Origin of the sequence: Paenibacillus sp. 2TAB26, assembly GCF_052115145.1 — a bacterium.
Taxonomy (GTDB): Bacteria; Bacillota; Bacilli; order Paenibacillales; family Paenibacillaceae; genus Pristimantibacillus.
Genome location: NZ_JBFRGC010000053.1, coordinates 1 through 16,738, shown reverse-complemented (window position 1 = coordinate 16,738; position 16,738 = coordinate 1). Strand labels below are relative to the sequence as shown.

The window sequence follows — 16,738 nt, the reverse complement described above, 5'->3', positions numbered from 1 at the left end:
GCCAAGTAAGATGAGATGCATTTTGAAAGAAACCATGTTCTTTTCGTCAAGCTTATTAATAGATGAATCATCGGGATCAACCTCTTTTAAAAGCTAAAAAAACTGCGCGGCATCTCTTATGATTTCCTTATTCAAAATCATATCCTGATATTCAATCATTTCATATTTCCCTTCGACGACCGAATTCTTTCAAAACAATTCACTCTAAAAATTCCAATTAATCCAGTCTTTCAACTCTGTGAATGAAAAGACAGAAACCCCCCGACAATCTATTTCCGAGATCCCTGTTGCATTATAATGTTTGAAGACTAGAACAGGCACAATCTCCTCGAACTGAGCACCAAAAAATATTGTGAGTTCCTCTTGGTATCTAATAATCTCATCCATTTTACCATGAAGATTATCAATAAATTTTAAAGTTTTATGAATATCGCTCCTTATACCCAAAGCTGTAAACTTATACGTGATGTCCTTGCACTCAAATAAATATAGCTTATTTCCTCGCACAGAGATAACGTCCATTTGATATTTAAGATTAATTTCTCTGTTCTTTCCGTTAACATCACAACAGAATTTCTGAACATTAAGCTTTGAATGATCCATATAAGGGGAAATGGTATCCAATATTTGTTTTTCAAATTTCTCTTTAATTCGCTTCTGGATAATTCGAGAATTTTTATTTATATCCAATTTCACCAAATTGTACACTATCTTAGTCTTCAGTATAAAGATGGCATATATCATTAAATAATAAGAGAAGTAATAGTGCTTATCATCGAATCTAACCACGGGATGTTCCAACAGCCGGCTATCATACTTTTCAAAGGAATCATAGCGTTTATCAATTTCGTTATCTTCCAGTGTGAAGTACTTGATCACGTTTTCTGCCTCTTCCCTAGAGCATTTTCCTTCATTCCGGATCAATTGGACCAGTTTCTTATGCTCTATAATTATTACATATGCGCGCTGATGCTTTAAAAGCCTCGAGGTTAATTTATTCCCGAAGGCCTTGTCTAGTGTGCTAGCCTTAAACCCATACTGTTTAAAAATCCCAAAATCTAACTTTTCCATTATTTCTTTATCATACTGGACGAGTCCTTCTTTGTATTGGTTATCGTTTGCATTCTTCAACAATTGACTTCTTCTGGATGTCATTTCTCCATTAATTATAATGTCGTTCTCAAAAACTCGAACAATCGGCTCATGGTAAAATCCACTTGTTACTAACTCTCTTTCGTTAATGAGAGTCACCAATGTAGATCCATAGTTGTACAATTGAATAAGAACATTAAGATCAATTGGGTCTTTTCCGTAATTTAATTTGTTAATCTCTAATTGATAAAACAGAGTCTGAATTACAGCCTTATCAAAACCACGCCATGAATTAAATATTGATGCGCAATCATCTTTATTTACGAATAAACTAATGAGAATTGTTTTCTCATCTAAGTCAAAATAGTCGGTGTCATGAATTTTTTTCTCAGTGAGTTCTCCCCTTGAGACGATATCCATATAAAAGTGAAGCTTGGTCATATATGAAGACATCGAATAAAGACTGATCATGAGCTCCTTCATGTTCACTCTTCCTAACATATCTTTTATTTCAAGATGTATATGATTGATAATACTGTTAAAAATCATAATAATATCTTGCTTATCTTTTGTTTCGCGATTGAGTAGGTTCAATTCTTGAATTGGTTTGGAAATTAATTTTTGATACGATAAAAAAATAAAACTGTCTCTTGCATTTTCTGCATCTAGCAAACGTGCTAATAGTACCCCTTTATAAAAGTCGGTAGAAAAGCGGGCACACTCTTGAGTAAACGGACCAGCAGGCCCAATATAAACCATTTTTCACACCACCTTAGGATCTGTTTTAATACGACGGTTTGTCAAACTAAGTGCTACACTTCGGTCATGAAAGATTCGTGAGCGGTCTTCCAAACCAAACATATTCAAGGATGGTCATTAATAAGGGAATGGCGTCAGCCATTTCATCATCCGTGACCTCTGCAAAATCATGTCCTTTGAGAAAGAACTCCCGCAGGAGACCATTGACATTTATGTTGGAGCCTCGTTGCCAAGAGGAGTAAGGATCAACGTAATAGACTAGACTTTCAATTCTTGTACGTTTTCCAAAGCGGCATAACAGGCAAATTCTTTCCATCGATCTGTTGTAGCGCTCTGAAAATCGACTTGTGGATATTGGCAAGCGACAGCACCATAGGCTACCTCCATGGAGTGAGCGGTACGGTCTAGCATCTTTAAGAGCCATGTACATCCTTGTCTTATGTTCGATAAAAGTGACAGCACAAGCTCGGCTCTTTCCACGACTCGAAACAACGGTATCCAGTTCCTAATAGGGGGTCCGATGTGAAATCGACCACTTGTTTCGAATGGTTTACGACGTTTGCTTTTGTGTCGTAGGTGCTTCACTTCCACGGTTGCAAGAAGACCTGTATATAACCATGTTGGATTCTTATGTAATCATGATGGAGTGGTAACTCCGATTTCACACGAATCCGATCATGGCCTTTTGTTTTCTTAGGTATCGCACTTCATATTAGAATCCGTTAGATCCTTTAAATTATATCGGTAAGCTGTTTTGAGTTTTTTATCAAGCGGTATATTCTTCTTTTCCATCAAATTGATTTTAGAATTTGCTAATTTAATCATTAAGTTTATTTCCTATCAAAGACGCACCTCGAAGACTGCTTTTCCTACTTACAATCGAGCTATTTCATATGAAAAAATAATTACTACTCTTTCAACCACATATGAATGAGTGAACATTTAAATCCCACCAATTTTAATCATAAGTAACAATAAAAGTGCTTGTAATGGATTTACTTTCACATTCATCCTCGCTTTATCATCTCAATATCTCTATAGTGATTATAATTTTATTTCAGATTTCAAATTAGGGATTTATACCCATCCAAATGAATTTGTAGTAGAATCTTACTATAATTTGTTTTATGAGGAAAGGAATTTTCATAAAATTATTTGTCGTAATACTGATAAAATTTACTAAGCCACTGAGAAAAGGGCGCAAAACAACCACGGGGAGATACGAAAATTTAGGCTATTTTTCAAAGGCTAACTAGAATTTTTCATACAAAATATACATAAATAATAATTTCAGAAGAGGTTATGAATATGAACTATGGGTGGGCCGGAACAATACATGAGTTTCTTAAGCTAGATAAAAATCAATTTTTAAACAAGCTTGATTCTCATATTTATCGTGGAACTAACAATATTAATGAGCAAGAATGTTTAAAACGAGATGCTCAAGGTCGAGCATGGGAGGATACTTTTCATAAATTGCAGCTGATTTTGAAACAGTATGAGCTGCATAACTTTTCAATTATTTTTGAATATGAAATTTTAAGAGGTGGAGGCCGACGTCCTGATGTAATTATCATTGCAAATGGACATGTTATCGTGGTCGAATGTAAAAGCTTTGACGAGATATCACCATCAGAATATATTCAAACATCTCTTTATGTTCGCGACTTGGAAAATTATCATTCGGAGATCCACCGCACTAATACACCTGTCAAAGGTGCAATATTATTAACCAATCATCCTGCTGATGAATTACTTTCCAATTATAAATATCGGGTATACATTTCAACGACTAAAAGCCTATATATTCTATTGGATAAAATCATTGGCCGTAGTCACTCATCTACTTTTGATATGCATCAATTTACTCATGGAGAGTATGAACCCTCGCCTTCTATTTTAGAAGCTGCTCGAGCTATCTACCACAATGAGCCTTTACCTAATATTAGAGCAATGGCGAGTAGTAATTTCACTGAAGTACAGCAAACTGTTCGAGACATTATAACTGAAGCACAAGAGACTAACACCCATCACTTAGTATTAGTTTCAGGTGAACCTGGAGCAGGCAAAACATATTTAGGCTTAGACTTAGCACATAACGTCGATCGTTCAGTCTATTTATCAGGGAATGGTCCATTAGTAGACGTGCTACAAGATACATTGAAAAACAAATCATTTGTACAAGGCTTATATCCATATAAAATGGATTTTCTTGAAAAGGGAACGGTTCCAAAGGAACAGATTATAATATTCGATGAAGCTCAACGAGCGTGGGATGCAGATAAAGTGAATCAATCACTTATCAAGAAAAATAGAGCTCCCATGCATTTAAGTGAGCCCGATATTATGGTTCAAATTTCAACACTAAATAAAACATGGAGTGTGACGGTTGGATTAATTGGCGAGGGACAAGAAATTTATTCAGGTGAAGAAGGTGGCTTGGAATTATGGAATACAGCCATTGCCAACAAAAATATTATTGTTCATGCTAAATCCCATGAATCTACATTTTCAAACGCATATGAATTTCGAGAGTATTCACACTTACATTTAAACTGTTCACTGCGTACCCATGCCGCATTACAATACTATGATATTATTAACAACATATTAGCACTACAATTATATCAAGCAGAATCCCTTGTGAAACAACTAGCAGAGGATCGTTACTTTTTAATTATAACTAGAGATCTTAACACAGCAAAATCTATAGCTAGTCAACTGTATGCAGATGATACGAAAACAGTAGGTATCATTTGCTCTAGTGGGGCAGATGAACAAAAAGAAGTTCCAGTTATTCCTAGAAATGATCGTTATGAAACACCATCCAAAATTGCTCAATATTTTAACTATCCTGAATCTAAGTTCTATTGTAAAAAGCTTCAGTACTCGACTACGGAGTTTCATACCCAGGGTTTAGAGTTAGATATGAGCATTGTTCATTGGGATGATGACCTCTACTTCAAAAACAACATGTGGTATGCACAACATTTCCAGTGGGGCGTCAAAGATCAACATCAAATTAAACTTAATGCTTACAGAGTTATTTTAACGAGAGGAAGAGATGGAACAATTATCTATATTCCTCCAAGAACTATATTAGATGCAACTTTTGAGATGCTTACACAGACCGTTGGTATTCCACATATATAAAGAATAATACATTTAAACTTTGGTTAATCTATTAAAAAAAACTAGGAATCTGTTAATTCCTAGTTTTTTTTCATGTCCATAATTCCTTAAACAATCTAATTCATTATATTAAGATTATAGGTACCTTATATTTCCTCATTGCAAAGCAAATGTACAGTCGGAATATCTGCTGGAGCCCAGTTCAATGTCAGTAACTCCTGCCTAGCTTTCCATTCTAACTTTTCATGTTCATTAGGGGTAGGTACTCCTGATATCAACTGCGCTTTGTAAGTCATTAATCGAACGCGTATATGAGGATATTCATAAACAGTATTTGTAATATGGTTCCCTGTCTTAATTTCACATGATAGCTCTTCTTGAATTTCACGTTCTAAAGCTTTTTTCGGATCTTCATCTTGTTCAACTTTACCACCTGGAAACTCCCAATATCCTCCAAGTGACATTTCCTTAGAACGTAAAGCGCATAAAATTTCATTGCACTCATTAATAATAACAGCTCCTACTACATCAACCTGTTTCATAAAGAATTCCTTTCTTTAACGACCAAAATAAGCATTATAACATCATCTTTAAAATAATTCATTTACATTTAGCACATATTTCTCAAGAAACCCTTAGAACATTGTCTATAAATTATACTATATCACTTTCAATACCTGCATACTTAATTTAATATGAACGTCATGAATAATCTAATACAAGACAGATTTCAGTTGATTATGCAGCATAAATACTTTCTGGTATCGTAATATGGTTCATCTAGATGGATGCTTAAACCTTTGACTTTTGGAGATCGGTCACATAATGAGCAATAAAAAATAGCCACCTGGAAGGGTGGCTTGCACTCAAGAAGAGCGCAAAAGTATAGATAGGAGTGGAGAGTCCTGTCCTGAACCTGTAGCTTTTTAGTGTTACACACATTCATATCTTTCTACTTCATTTAAGCAAGTTAACGGCGATGATGCCAATCAAGGATTGTTTGTCACTCCTTTGGATCTCCACGAGCCCTTTACCTTTACGTCAAGCTCCTCAGATTTTCGTTTATGCAATTCGTATTGTGTAAGTAGCAGTTCCATTTTGGCTGACTCCGTACAGTATGATGCCAACCGAACGGCTTGCAGCGGCTTTCAAACCCGATATTTCTTCATATTAGATTAGCTGCCCGTTAACGCAATTAAGGCTGCCGATCATGTCGGCAGCTTCGTAATGGTGATTATAAAGATATATTGTACCAAGGGAGTTTAAACCTTGTGATACTTTTTCCCCACACTGTCTGTAAAGGTTAGTTTTCGTGTATGCTACTTACAATTCAAAATAGGCATGAAAAATCAAATTAATCCGATATTAATTTTGAATAGATATTGAGATCGTTAAACTTTCCGTCTACTCTTTCATATTGCCTTAGTGTTCCTTCAAACGTAAAGCTTAGCTTTTGTAAAAGTTTTATTGAATTCACGTTTTCGGGTTCAACTTTTGCTTCGATTCGATTCATCTTTAAAGATGAGAATGCGTAATCTAACAAAGAACAGATAGCTTCTGAAGCATATCCTCTTCCCCAAAATGATGATTTTCATTAGTAAAACTACTAACATTCATAAATTTAGTAACATCTGGATCAGACCAAATTTTAAACAAGCTAGAAGAATCCGATACCTTCATTTTTCTCAAATGAAGACGTTCTGTGTGTAACTCTGTAATCAATACTTTTACCTCCATTATAATTTAATAGTTAGGTTGAAAATATTGACATCTGCGCATAGTTCAGTCCCTTCATTTTTGAAGATAGTTTCATTTTATAAGAAGTTATAGGCTTTATCTACGCTTAATCCCTCAAAAGCAATTTTTATTTTATATATTCATCAATCCGCATCGTAAAATCCAAACCATTGATTTCTCTTATTAAGATCATATTTTTTTTCCCTTCAAAAGGGTATTGCAAGTACCAACAATCATTCAAGCCTATCAAAGCAATTTCAGGATAAGGTTCATGTAGTTTGTATTTTTTATTTACTCTAGTATAATGTATTTGCATGATCTGAGTATCTCCCCAATAACCAAAAACATTTATGATTTTTGGAACTATTGTTTCATTAGAGAGGTCTGTTAATAGATCAATATAAGCAATGTATATGTTATTCATAAAGTAATTTGCAAATCTATCATCAGATTCTGAAACTTCTTCCATATTCAATTGTTTTTCCATGAAAACTTCTGGTATTACCTTTATATTTACATCTAAAATCTTCTTAGCAGAATTATATCTAACTAACTCAATCGATGTGTCTATAACATTTGAACTAGAAATATATTTGTCGTTAATATATGTTTCCATTAAGTAATTCGTAGGTACAGCCACCCTTAATTTAATTTCATCACTAATAAAAGGGATTATCCACAATAAAGTAAAGGGTATCAATAATAGTATAGTGAGGATTCCTTCTTCAGACCTCCACTTATCTTTCATAAAGAACAGAAAAATAGCAAATAAAATTGACAAAAATGAAACGTAAAGGGTACGCCGCCTGCACTCTCATAGAACAAAGCACTGTCATGGGCAACGTAATGAGCGCCAAGCCCGGCGTTTTTTAATTGCTCGGGTGTCGCATCTTTTGTTAATTTATATATCATTATAGAAATGATTTACAAACGAGCGAATTCGTTGGGATTTTCTTAGGCACAGCAAGACTTTTCGAATTTGAATATTTCGGTATTAATACCTTTTGACTACAAATCGTCAATTCAATAACCAGTGTACAGTCTCACGCTAAGTTCAAGATCTACCTCTATAGCCAGCAGGTGGTGTTTTAACTTCAGAGTGGGTTGGAGCAGGAGACGCTGATTTAAAAATAGCAGCATCTACTTCAAATACACTAACAGCAATTTGATTGTTGCCGTGAACTTGCGCTATTTGGCGAGCATGCTTCGTAAATGGAGCTTGAACTGTAGAACCTCCAAACTCTCCTGTGTTTGCTAAAATAACAGGTTGACACAATTGATAATGTAAAGCGGCAACCATATTATCAAATGTTTGAATATCTTGATTAATAGCTGCAATTACAAATATATCTGATACTTCACGTAAGTCTGCAACTAATGCTAGATCAGTTGTGTCATAGCAAATTGCGCCGGCTATACGTATTTTTCTTTATTCTTCAGAACCCATTTCTATAATAATTTGATGCTCTTGGCGTAGAAGCCATAAGGCTTGATTAGTCCGACCCTTTAAATTTTCTGAATGAACAAAAGTCAATTCGGCAAAATAAATAAGCCATGATCACAAAATACGACCATGACTTCAAATTTAGGTTTATTGGATTTTTTGTCGTACCTAGGGAGTTTATTGAAGCCCGTGCTTTTTGTGATAAAAAGAAGATGCAGCCTACTTTTTTAGGCTGCATCCTCCTCTACTCTATTAATATGTTAATTAGTTACCGAGTTGCCTTCTTTCAATTCAAATTCACCAATAACTGTTAAACCATCTTGATCATATAAAGAGATTACTTGGATATCACCATTACTGTTACTAATAGTTGCCTCTTGAAGACTAGATGCAATTGGAAATAAATCGTCAGCCTTGACATACCCTTGAACTCCATTGGTGCCCTCTGCTAAAATTAAATCTGGCTCTTCTCCTATTTTAGATTCTAATAATCCGGAACCATAGGTTTCCCCATTATTATTTACAGCGTATTCTTCTTGATCTTTCAAGTTATCTGGTAATTGATTAGTTCCGGAAAATTTGTTTGATGAATTTGATAGAATAACATTAGGAGATTTAGTTAATTCAATACCAACATAACCATTACCATTGTAATATTGAACTTTACCCTGCCCATAATATGTAGCTTCATCTGTAACTGTTGCTTGTTGCGCCGTATTAGTTACAAGGAGCGAAGTTGCAGAAGTAGTATATTTCACAGGGCTTGCAACTTTTAAAACAGCAGTTGTAAAATTATATAAACGAGCCTGTCCACCCATATAACCTGAAGGTGCGTTACCGCCACCGTCTACTTGGACTATTAGTGTAGATTGTGCTTGATAGGTATTCCAAGTCCATAGTGAAACCTCTGCTGTTGAATAAGCATTGTAAGTATACCCATTAACTGTTGATTTCGTCTTCGATGATTCTGTTGATGCTGCACCACCAGCAAATACTGTTGTTGATATTAATAAGATAGACAAAGCACATACTCCCGTTACTTTAGCAGTTAAATTTTTCCATTTCATTGAAATTACCGCCCCTTATAAAATAGTTTTTATGATAAATTTTATTTATCACCATTGGAAGAAGAATAAATTATAAATTCACCAATAATAGTTTTACCGTCTGTTTCATATAGCGGGAGTGATACATAACCAAGTTTTTCCATTGACTTGTTATATGCCAAAGCTTCTTCTATTGACGACATTGATGGTTCTAAATCTGTAGATTTAACATATCCCACAACCCCATTTTTACCTTCTGCTTTAATTAAATCAGGCCCCTGATTTACACCTTCAGGGAATGGTCCATGTCCATATGTTTGACCTTGATCATTTGTTGGATATGCACTCGCTGTCGGTTCTATAACCTCTCCATTTGTATTTGAAGAAGTTTGGCTAGTATGATTAGAGTCATGAACAGTGGACATAACTGCTATTAAAGAGAAACTAATGATTGCTCCTAGAAGTGATTTACGGTTCATATAAATTAACTCCCCTTTCGTTGTTAATGCATTTTATGCGAATACTGTTAAGGATATTTGTATATTTTCCCGTAATGACATTCTAATATTTGGTAAACATAGTGTATGATTGCATAATACATTTGTCAACATAATTTATTCAATTCCCGACTAAAGTAACAGTTTTCTAGTCGGATAGTATGGCAATTTAAGTTCGGTCTCTTCACCAAAATCACTACCTCCCCCTAAATAGTGTATGGGCTCCTGCAACTTGACTTCCTGGCCAGCGATAAACAGAACTGTTCCATGTATGCTGCTTAACCAGGATATCCAATCGCACCGGCCCCCGCAACTCAACTTCTTGGCCATCGATGATAGCAGTTGCCAGCTGCTTCCGGATCTTGGACTCACAGTTCATATTTTCGTTATCTTCATCTGCATGGTTCCAAATTGCATTTCAGAGCTGATTTAGCGCATTTATAAAAAGAGAAATCCGATTATAATCTTTCTGCTGCTTCCATTAGTTCTCTTCTAAATAATCAACCAAGTCAGTGAAATCCGAGACACATGACGCGTTATGTACAGCCTTGGGTACCTGAGAAGATTGATAGTCATGGATTGCGGGGATGGACTAATCGAGTTAATTAATCCTGAGATATTAGAGTTGGAAGGTGCACGATCGGGAGTAGAATCTTGTTTAGCTTATCCAGATTATTACGGTTACGTTAATAGGGCTCAATCGGTGAAGATTAAAACGTTGAATAGCAAGGTTAAATCTATCGTTCTTCAGGCAGAAGGCTATTTGGCGCGATGTAATGAAATCGATCATTTAAATGGAGTGCATGTTTTATCCGAATGAGACACGATCCCTCAAGTCCCCAATCTACCGCAGCGAACAGTTGAAAACGAAAAGGAACTCGGTATGGCGAAAGCTCTAATCGAACAGCTGAGTGAGAAATTTGAACCTAACAAATATACGGACGATTATCGTATTGCCTTGCTTGATCTCATGAACAAAAAGTCACCGGTGAAAGTGTAGATGTTGTAACTTCTCCTGCAGCTGAAAAATATCGAATGTCAATGATCTTCTGGCAGCCTTGCAAGCAAGCCTAGAAGCAACTAAGCTGGTGACAAATAACTCTCCGCCCTCTATGAAACGAAAAAGTGCAGCGACGTCTAAGGATCACGTATCATGACGACACCGAAGGCGACCTCCATCGAGTGAGCCTTTCGATTAGGCATCTTCAGTGCAACGTATAGTCGCGTCTTTCGTTCGATGAAAGTAGCTGCGCAAGCCTTGCTTTGCCACGGCTAGAAACCACGGTATCAAGCTCCCAATGACCGAACGTCGTACGTTTATGGACTTCTTTCGGTCGCTTGCTGATCGGTGTACTGACGAGGAAGTGACCACGTGTTTCCATTGGCTTTTGACGCTTGCCCTTATGTCTATTTTTTAACACAAGAAAACATGCAAGGCCACCTGACAAAGTGAGTGGCCTCGTATGTTTTCTTTTAGTTCGTTATAAAACCGATAATTTTTTCATTGAAAAAATCAATTAATTAGCCGATATTAAAAAGAAAGTAAAATGTGTTAAGACATCATCTTTTAAAAAAAATCTAACGAATGGGTAGACATCTTCTGTAATTATTGAAACTTCTCTACTTCCATCATCTTGAGTTATAACATATCCAGATGATCCCCATGTATCTTGCGCAGCATCAGGATTATATTTACCGTAAAATACACCATTAGCATTAATTCTCCAATCCTCATTTTGTGGGAAGAGCGACATCACATTTTCAAAAGTATCACCCACACGAACTCCTCGAGGTCCCGGATGATCTCCAAACACATCGATCACTGCCGGTGTTGTTTCTACAGAGCGAGCATCAAAATAGATATATTTAACCACATCATTGGAAAAATATGTTTCGCCACCACTATCATTCACCTCTTTATTAAGTCCTAATTCCTCCATTCTCTCTTTGGTCCAATCCGAGCGTATTAAATCAAAGTCATATATTTCTTGCTTAGTCATAACTTCTGGTGTTGGGACATTTGTTTCAGATGGTACTGGTGTACTCGTTTCAGCAACCGGTGTACTTTCTACAGGAGATGGAATGGGGCTGGGGCTAGTCTCCATGGATGAATTAGTACTGCACCCGGTTAAAACCATTGACAAAAGAAACAAAAAAATAATGTTTTTCCTCATTGTATACCTCCAAGTTAGAATACAATTCGTTATATAAACTTATTAGTACATTTAAAAAGTAAAGGTTAAAGCCGACTACTCCATGCAAGCAGTCGGCTCATAACCATAAATGAAAGACAAATCAATAAGTTACGGTATTAGGGAAATAACCATAAGCGTTAGAAGTAGAATTTGGATTTGTATCCGGCCTATAATATTTAGCAGGGGCCCATGCATAAGGATACGTAATACCTAAATTACGTGTAATTCTTGCCATCCATTGAATATTTGTTCCAGTTGGGACTACATTTTGAAAGTCGAATTTATAGTCAAATGTTGTTCCAATTCTTTGCATAGCACCTCCTTGAATCCAATTGCTACTTCCAGCGGTTCTATAGAACAATGTAACTGCCGATGGTACTTCTGTATGCGTATTGCCGGTACCACTGAATACGACTGTAATTTGAGCAATTTTGCTGCTAAGAAACTTTGCCTGACTAAAAACATCAAGGTTTCTTCCATAGTTCCAAGACGCAGTATCCCTGTACAATGTTTCAGTTCGGTAGGCTTTTCGGCCAGCGATTTCGTTCTTAGAATATGCACCAAAATGTAAATGTTCAGCAGCTGCACCTACGGAACCGCCTGTTCCAATTCGATCTCCTTCAGCATAAGTTCCATCTGGGTATGTTGTAGTTGCAACAACCATATGTTCATAGTGGCAATAAACACCTGATGCTGTTTCTAGTGAAACGGTATTTAATGAGTCTTTTAGGTTTTTTAAAGTACCATCTGCCACTGCCACTATGATTTTAGAGGTACTAATACTTAGATCCACGCCTACATGAGGTGAAGTTCCATCGACATTTCGTGGTTCACTCCATTTGCTGGTAACAGTGGGCCAAATCTGACTACCACTTGAATTTTCGATCGGACTTGACCAACGTGTTGTAGCATCAATAGCACCTGTGAATACTTCGGAGTAGGGTGTATAGGCAGCATTAACACTTGGCATAACCGAAAAAGATAACCCAAACGCTAACAGTAACAGAACTACTTTGCGATTAATTTTATTCATCATGTTCACCTCACCTTAAAGAATATGTCCAAGTAGACATTTTTTTCGTTTCATTTATTTCCTCTTTAACAACAAGAAGCAGGGTATTTTCATCTGTCCAAGAGAATTCTAAATAACGTGCGGAAGAGTTTGATTCTGCAGGCAGAAAGTCTAAGTCAATTAGTTTGTCGGAATTCAAATCAATTACTTTTATATAACGTGCCTCTGGAACGTCATCTGGAACATAGATAAAGGCAAAATAAGAGTTATCCGAACTGAACCCTTTGTTACTTGCACGAAGTCTAGTTGTTCCATTCAATTTGGTTGAAGTAATTTCTTGGAGCGTACCAGATTTATCAATTTTAGCAATGTGAATTTCGCCACTACTTAGGGCCGTAGCGTAAGCAATAAGGCCATCCTGAACAGCATATATATACGGTGCCTCACCCACCAAGTCCAGTTCAGCTTCCTTCCCATCCAGGCTAACTACAACCTGCTTCATGCCTGAACTTGTAATCTTTTTGCAAAGTACACTTTCGGGAGTCAACCATCCATCTACTAAGTAATTGGCACCCTCCGCATCTGCAATAATAGTTTCATTGCCAGTAGTGATATCATAAACAAAAAGAGCTGATCCACGTGTCTTAATATTGTTTTTATTAGAGTTATAAACCAGTGTTTTACTGTCGGGACTTGACATAACGTCCTCATTCCAAACCACAATATTTTCACCATACAAGTTCATTGACTCCTCTGCTAATGCTTCAAAGGTTTTCCCGTTATATGTACTCGGCAATAACAGCTCCAACTGGTTATTAGAACTGTTTACGAGCCACAGCCCATTCTCCGCAGAAACCAGCGACTTCTGTCCATCCGGCGTAATTGAAAACTGAACGGGGATATCGTCCGAGTTTTTTGGAATTACTATTGTTTTGCCATCAACTTGAACTTTCTGTAACTTAATTGCAATATCCCCATGACTAGTTTTTACGGACGTTTCAAATTCTTGTGGATTTATTTGCTCTTTAGTTCGGATACCATTCAAAGTTCTAACAGTTAGCGCTTCTTCAATCATTTTGTGTTGCAACTCATCCCAGTTCTCTTTGAGAAAACGACCATCTTGTAACATATTATCAACAACTCTAGCATTAGGGTCTACTTCAATTTCTTTTAAAGCTTGTAATGTCAACGGCTCTGAAGATTCATCAACAAGAAACTCTTTTATTTTTGCGTAGTCACGGTCTTGTAGACGGTTAAGCAAAATAGGATTGTCCGTATCAACCTGTAGCATCCTGTAATACTCGTCACCGATAAAATCGAGGTTACCAGCTGTTTTATTGATTGCCACATTGTTATTCTGATTAGAAGCATATGCAACTGAGAAAACTGTTCCTAGCAATAGTACACCTGCTAACGTTGATGTTATTTTTTTTTGCACGGTTCTCTTCATTCCTCTCATTAATAATTATTGGGGTTCATCTGGGTTGGAACTTAATTCATTCACTCTCCAATCTATTCAAATTGAAATCATTGGAAATTATTTCAATGATAATAAATGTTACCTTCAATATACATTATTTGGAATAGTACCAAAAAACCATTTACTTGTCGAATATTATCTAATTTTAAAAAGAGTTTACAAATTCTACAGCTCGATCAGGTTAAGCCAGCTCCAGAGCAACATTAGTGCTAACGAGAACTAATCTTCAATCTCGTTCTCGTATTCTTTTATTCTCAGCGTATCTTTCATGCCAAAAGCCGCTACTCGTAAGGAGTGGTTTTTGGCATATCAATTATTCTTCGTTACAAAAAAGCTTTCTTCTGATTACGGCTCTTGATGACTATAATAACAAGAAATAATAAATCAATTGTTTCGCTTCGTCATCACTGGAATCTATCGGCTCATAACGACTTATTTGGCGATATGTTTTTGCCATTTTATAAATATGTTACAATTTGGTTTGTACTATATGTATACTATTTCGTTTAGTAATAGATCGTTCATTTCATCCGCTTTAACAATTTCAAACACCTGTTTATATACAAGCGTAAACTTTTTTTTTGAAAATGTTCAATTATTGTAAAGATAACTATGACACAACTTTTTCATAGGTGAATACTGACAATTATTAATCATTATAATTTTCTTCATATTCATTGTTATTCGACAAAACTTTCCATAAAATGAAACTCCAATACGACTTCGGCTTGAGTAAGATTTACGAGCTCGTCATTAATTCCAACCCCTGCTACGCATTTCTTCTTGAAGGAAATTCTTTAATTCAAAATAAACTCATCGTGGCCCATGTGCTTGCTCACTGTGACTTTTTCAAAAACAACGCTCGCTTTAGTGTTACCAATCGCAATATGGTCGAGAGCATGTCTGCTACAGCGGATCGTATTCATCAATATGAAATGGATTATGGCACAGATGCAGTCGAAAAGTATATCGATGCGATTCTTGCCATTCAAGAGCATGTCGATCCGACACTCATTAAGCCTTATCAATTAGATAAGAAACGTTATATCGAAATGGTGCAAAAGGACAGCGAGCGCTCTGATCTAACTAGCGATGAAACTATTGAATTCGCTAAGCTAAACTCCTCTGTGGTGCAGCCATCCCGGCACACCTTGAATCCCTATTATTTAGGATTAAAAATCGAGGATATCGAACGTCGATTCGATAACCCAACGAAGGAAGAACAAGCACGCTTCGGACGTGTTCCCGGCAAGGGCAGGGAAAAAATGTTCGAGGTACGCGAACTCGATTCAGATATTTCATTCATCCGCAACTATCTGACGAAGGATCTGGTTATTGATCTTGATCTGTACATTTTCGAGAAGAAAGGCCCTGAGTGGAAAATTACCGATAAATCGTGGGAGAAAATTCGCGATCAGCTTGTTTATTCAAATGTAAAGGTGGATTTCCTAGTTTGATGGTTAAGGATGGGGATTTTAATCGTGTGGGTGAGCTTTATTTAATCCATGAGTATGAGAGTATGGAATTGGATCTAAAGTATTTTGAGCGTACGCTGCCTCATGTCGTTCAGCTTTGGGGGAAAAACGTTCACCTGGAGACGTTTGTTGAGGATAAGAAGATTGTGTTCAGCTGTGATGGGAAGAAGACTAGTCGGAAGTTTGTCTGATAATATGGACATTGCTTCTTAACTCTGCATTGAAGAGCGAAGAGCTAAAATGCATAATGCTGATACAAATAACCCGATCTCACTAGATCGGGTTTTCTATTTTTCGGACAGAGGGGGCGAAGGGAATGGATACCTCTTATATACAGAATATTTCCTCCATCATATGTAAGTATAAAAATAAGCTATAGTATCCCGTTAGCATTCCTGTAGAGCGTTAAATTTCCGCTTTGCATAAAAACGAGCGCCTCGGTACGATGGAAGTACGCAACGGGTCATAGCCCTAAAAATTCCATCATCCAGGAGGACGCTCTACTATGAAGTTTAAATCGCAAGCGAGACAAAATCTACTCATTGAAAAAATTACTGCTCAGCATTTAGTTATCGGGATCGACATCGCCCAGCAGATGCATGTTGCGCGCGCTGTAAATTTCCGTGGCATCATCATCGGAGACTACCTATCCTTTTCTAATGACGAGGAAGGATTTCACCATCTTTTGCTATGGATTCAAAAGCTGCAAACCACCCATCGTTTGAGTGCAGCCATCGTCGGGATGGAGCCAACCGGACACTACTGGCTTAACCTATCTCGGTGGCTCACAGAACGCCATTTTGAAGTCGTTTTAGTGAATCCGCATCTCGTGAAAAAAAACAAAGAAAATCGCGACAATACGCCTTCAA

The 16,738-nt window shown here is 36.7% G+C and carries 12 protein-coding genes and 5 pseudogenes; 4 read left to right on the top strand and 13 right to left on the bottom strand.

The window, feature by feature from the left end:
* Positions 1 to 204: 204 nt before the first annotated feature.
* Positions 205 to 1,851: a hypothetical protein gene (locus AB4Z50_RS34950; RefSeq protein WP_441886964.1), complete on the bottom strand. Its 1,647-nt coding sequence runs from the start codon at positions 1,849 to 1,851 to the stop codon at positions 205 to 207.
* A gap of 107 nt (positions 1,852 to 1,958) precedes the next feature.
* Positions 1,959 to 2,469: pseudogene (locus AB4Z50_RS34945) on the bottom strand (IS30 family transposase); the annotation flags it as partial.
* Positions 2,470 to 3,159: 690 nt separating this feature from the next.
* Between AB4Z50_RS34945 and AB4Z50_RS34940 the strand changes: the two are divergent.
* A complete protein-coding gene (locus AB4Z50_RS34940) occupies positions 3,160 to 5,004 on the top strand; it encodes a DNA/RNA helicase domain-containing protein (RefSeq protein WP_441886962.1) in 1,845 nt (614 codons plus the stop codon).
* A gap of 125 nt (positions 5,005 to 5,129) precedes the next feature.
* Here the strand turns inward: AB4Z50_RS34940 and AB4Z50_RS34935 are convergent, their stop codons facing one another.
* The 7 genes and pseudogenes from AB4Z50_RS34935 to AB4Z50_RS34905 form a co-directional block, all read right to left on the bottom strand.
* Positions 5,130 to 5,525, bottom strand: a complete 396-nt coding sequence (locus AB4Z50_RS34935) for a (deoxy)nucleoside triphosphate pyrophosphohydrolase (protein ID WP_441886960.1) — start codon at positions 5,523 to 5,525, stop codon at positions 5,130 to 5,132.
* 812 nt (positions 5,526 to 6,337) lie between these two features.
* A pseudogene (locus tag AB4Z50_RS34930) lies at positions 6,338 to 6,705 on the bottom strand (GNAT family N-acetyltransferase).
* Between the two features lie 142 nt (positions 6,706 to 6,847).
* On the bottom strand, positions 6,848 to 7,501 hold the full coding sequence (locus AB4Z50_RS34925) for a hypothetical protein (protein WP_441886958.1): 654 nt from the start codon (positions 7,499 to 7,501) through the stop codon (positions 6,848 to 6,850).
* Positions 7,495 to 7,644, bottom strand: a pseudogene (locus AB4Z50_RS34920) (spore coat protein CotJC); the annotation flags it as partial. The gene AB4Z50_RS34925 and the pseudogene AB4Z50_RS34920, both read right to left, overlap by 7 nt.
* Before the next feature lie 130 nt (positions 7,645 to 7,774).
* Entirely contained in the window at positions 7,775 to 8,020 is a 246-nt protein-coding gene (locus tag AB4Z50_RS34915) for a hypothetical protein (RefSeq protein WP_441886956.1), read from the bottom strand.
* Positions 8,021 to 8,424: 404 nt separating this feature from the next.
* Positions 8,425 to 9,231 (bottom strand): peptidase, encoded by an 807-nt coding sequence (locus tag AB4Z50_RS34910; RefSeq protein ID WP_441886954.1) that lies wholly within the window; start codon positions 9,229 to 9,231, stop codon positions 8,425 to 8,427.
* Positions 9,232 to 9,272: 41 nt separating this feature from the next.
* Entirely contained in the window at positions 9,273 to 9,689 is a 417-nt protein-coding gene (locus AB4Z50_RS34905; protein ID WP_441886952.1) for a hypothetical protein, read from the bottom strand.
* A 556-nt stretch (positions 9,690 to 10,245) separates the two neighbouring features.
* Here AB4Z50_RS34905 and AB4Z50_RS34900 point away from each other — a divergent pair.
* On the top strand, positions 10,246 to 10,527 hold the full coding sequence (locus tag AB4Z50_RS34900; RefSeq protein WP_441886950.1) for a peptide deformylase: 282 nt from the start codon (positions 10,246 to 10,248) through the stop codon (positions 10,525 to 10,527).
* 347 nt (positions 10,528 to 10,874) lie between these two features.
* Here AB4Z50_RS34900 and AB4Z50_RS34895 read toward each other — a convergent pair.
* The 4 genes and pseudogenes from AB4Z50_RS34895 to AB4Z50_RS34880 form a co-directional block, all read right to left on the bottom strand.
* A pseudogene (locus AB4Z50_RS34895) lies at positions 10,875 to 11,116 on the bottom strand (IS30 family transposase); the annotation flags it as partial.
* A 108-nt stretch (positions 11,117 to 11,224) separates the two neighbouring features.
* Entirely contained in the window at positions 11,225 to 11,881 is a 657-nt protein-coding gene (locus AB4Z50_RS34890) for a hypothetical protein (protein WP_441886949.1), read from the bottom strand.
* Between the two features lie 121 nt (positions 11,882 to 12,002).
* Complete coding sequence (locus AB4Z50_RS34885) at positions 12,003 to 12,938, bottom strand: peptidoglycan DD-metalloendopeptidase family protein (RefSeq protein WP_441886947.1); 936 nt, start codon at positions 12,936 to 12,938, stop codon at positions 12,003 to 12,005.
* A gap of 7 nt (positions 12,939 to 12,945) precedes the next feature.
* Entirely contained in the window at positions 12,946 to 14,364 is a 1,419-nt protein-coding gene (locus AB4Z50_RS34880) for a hypothetical protein (protein WP_441886945.1), read from the bottom strand.
* Positions 14,365 to 15,056: 692 nt separating this feature from the next.
* Here AB4Z50_RS34880 and AB4Z50_RS34875 point away from each other — a divergent pair.
* A pseudogene (locus tag AB4Z50_RS34875) lies at positions 15,057 to 16,060 on the top strand (SpoVR family protein); the annotation flags it as partial.
* A 314-nt stretch (positions 16,061 to 16,374) separates the two neighbouring features.
* Positions 16,375 to 16,738, top strand: a 364-nt coding sequence (locus AB4Z50_RS34870) for an IS110 family transposase (RefSeq protein ID WP_441886943.1), incomplete at its 3' end; no start/stop codon positions are given.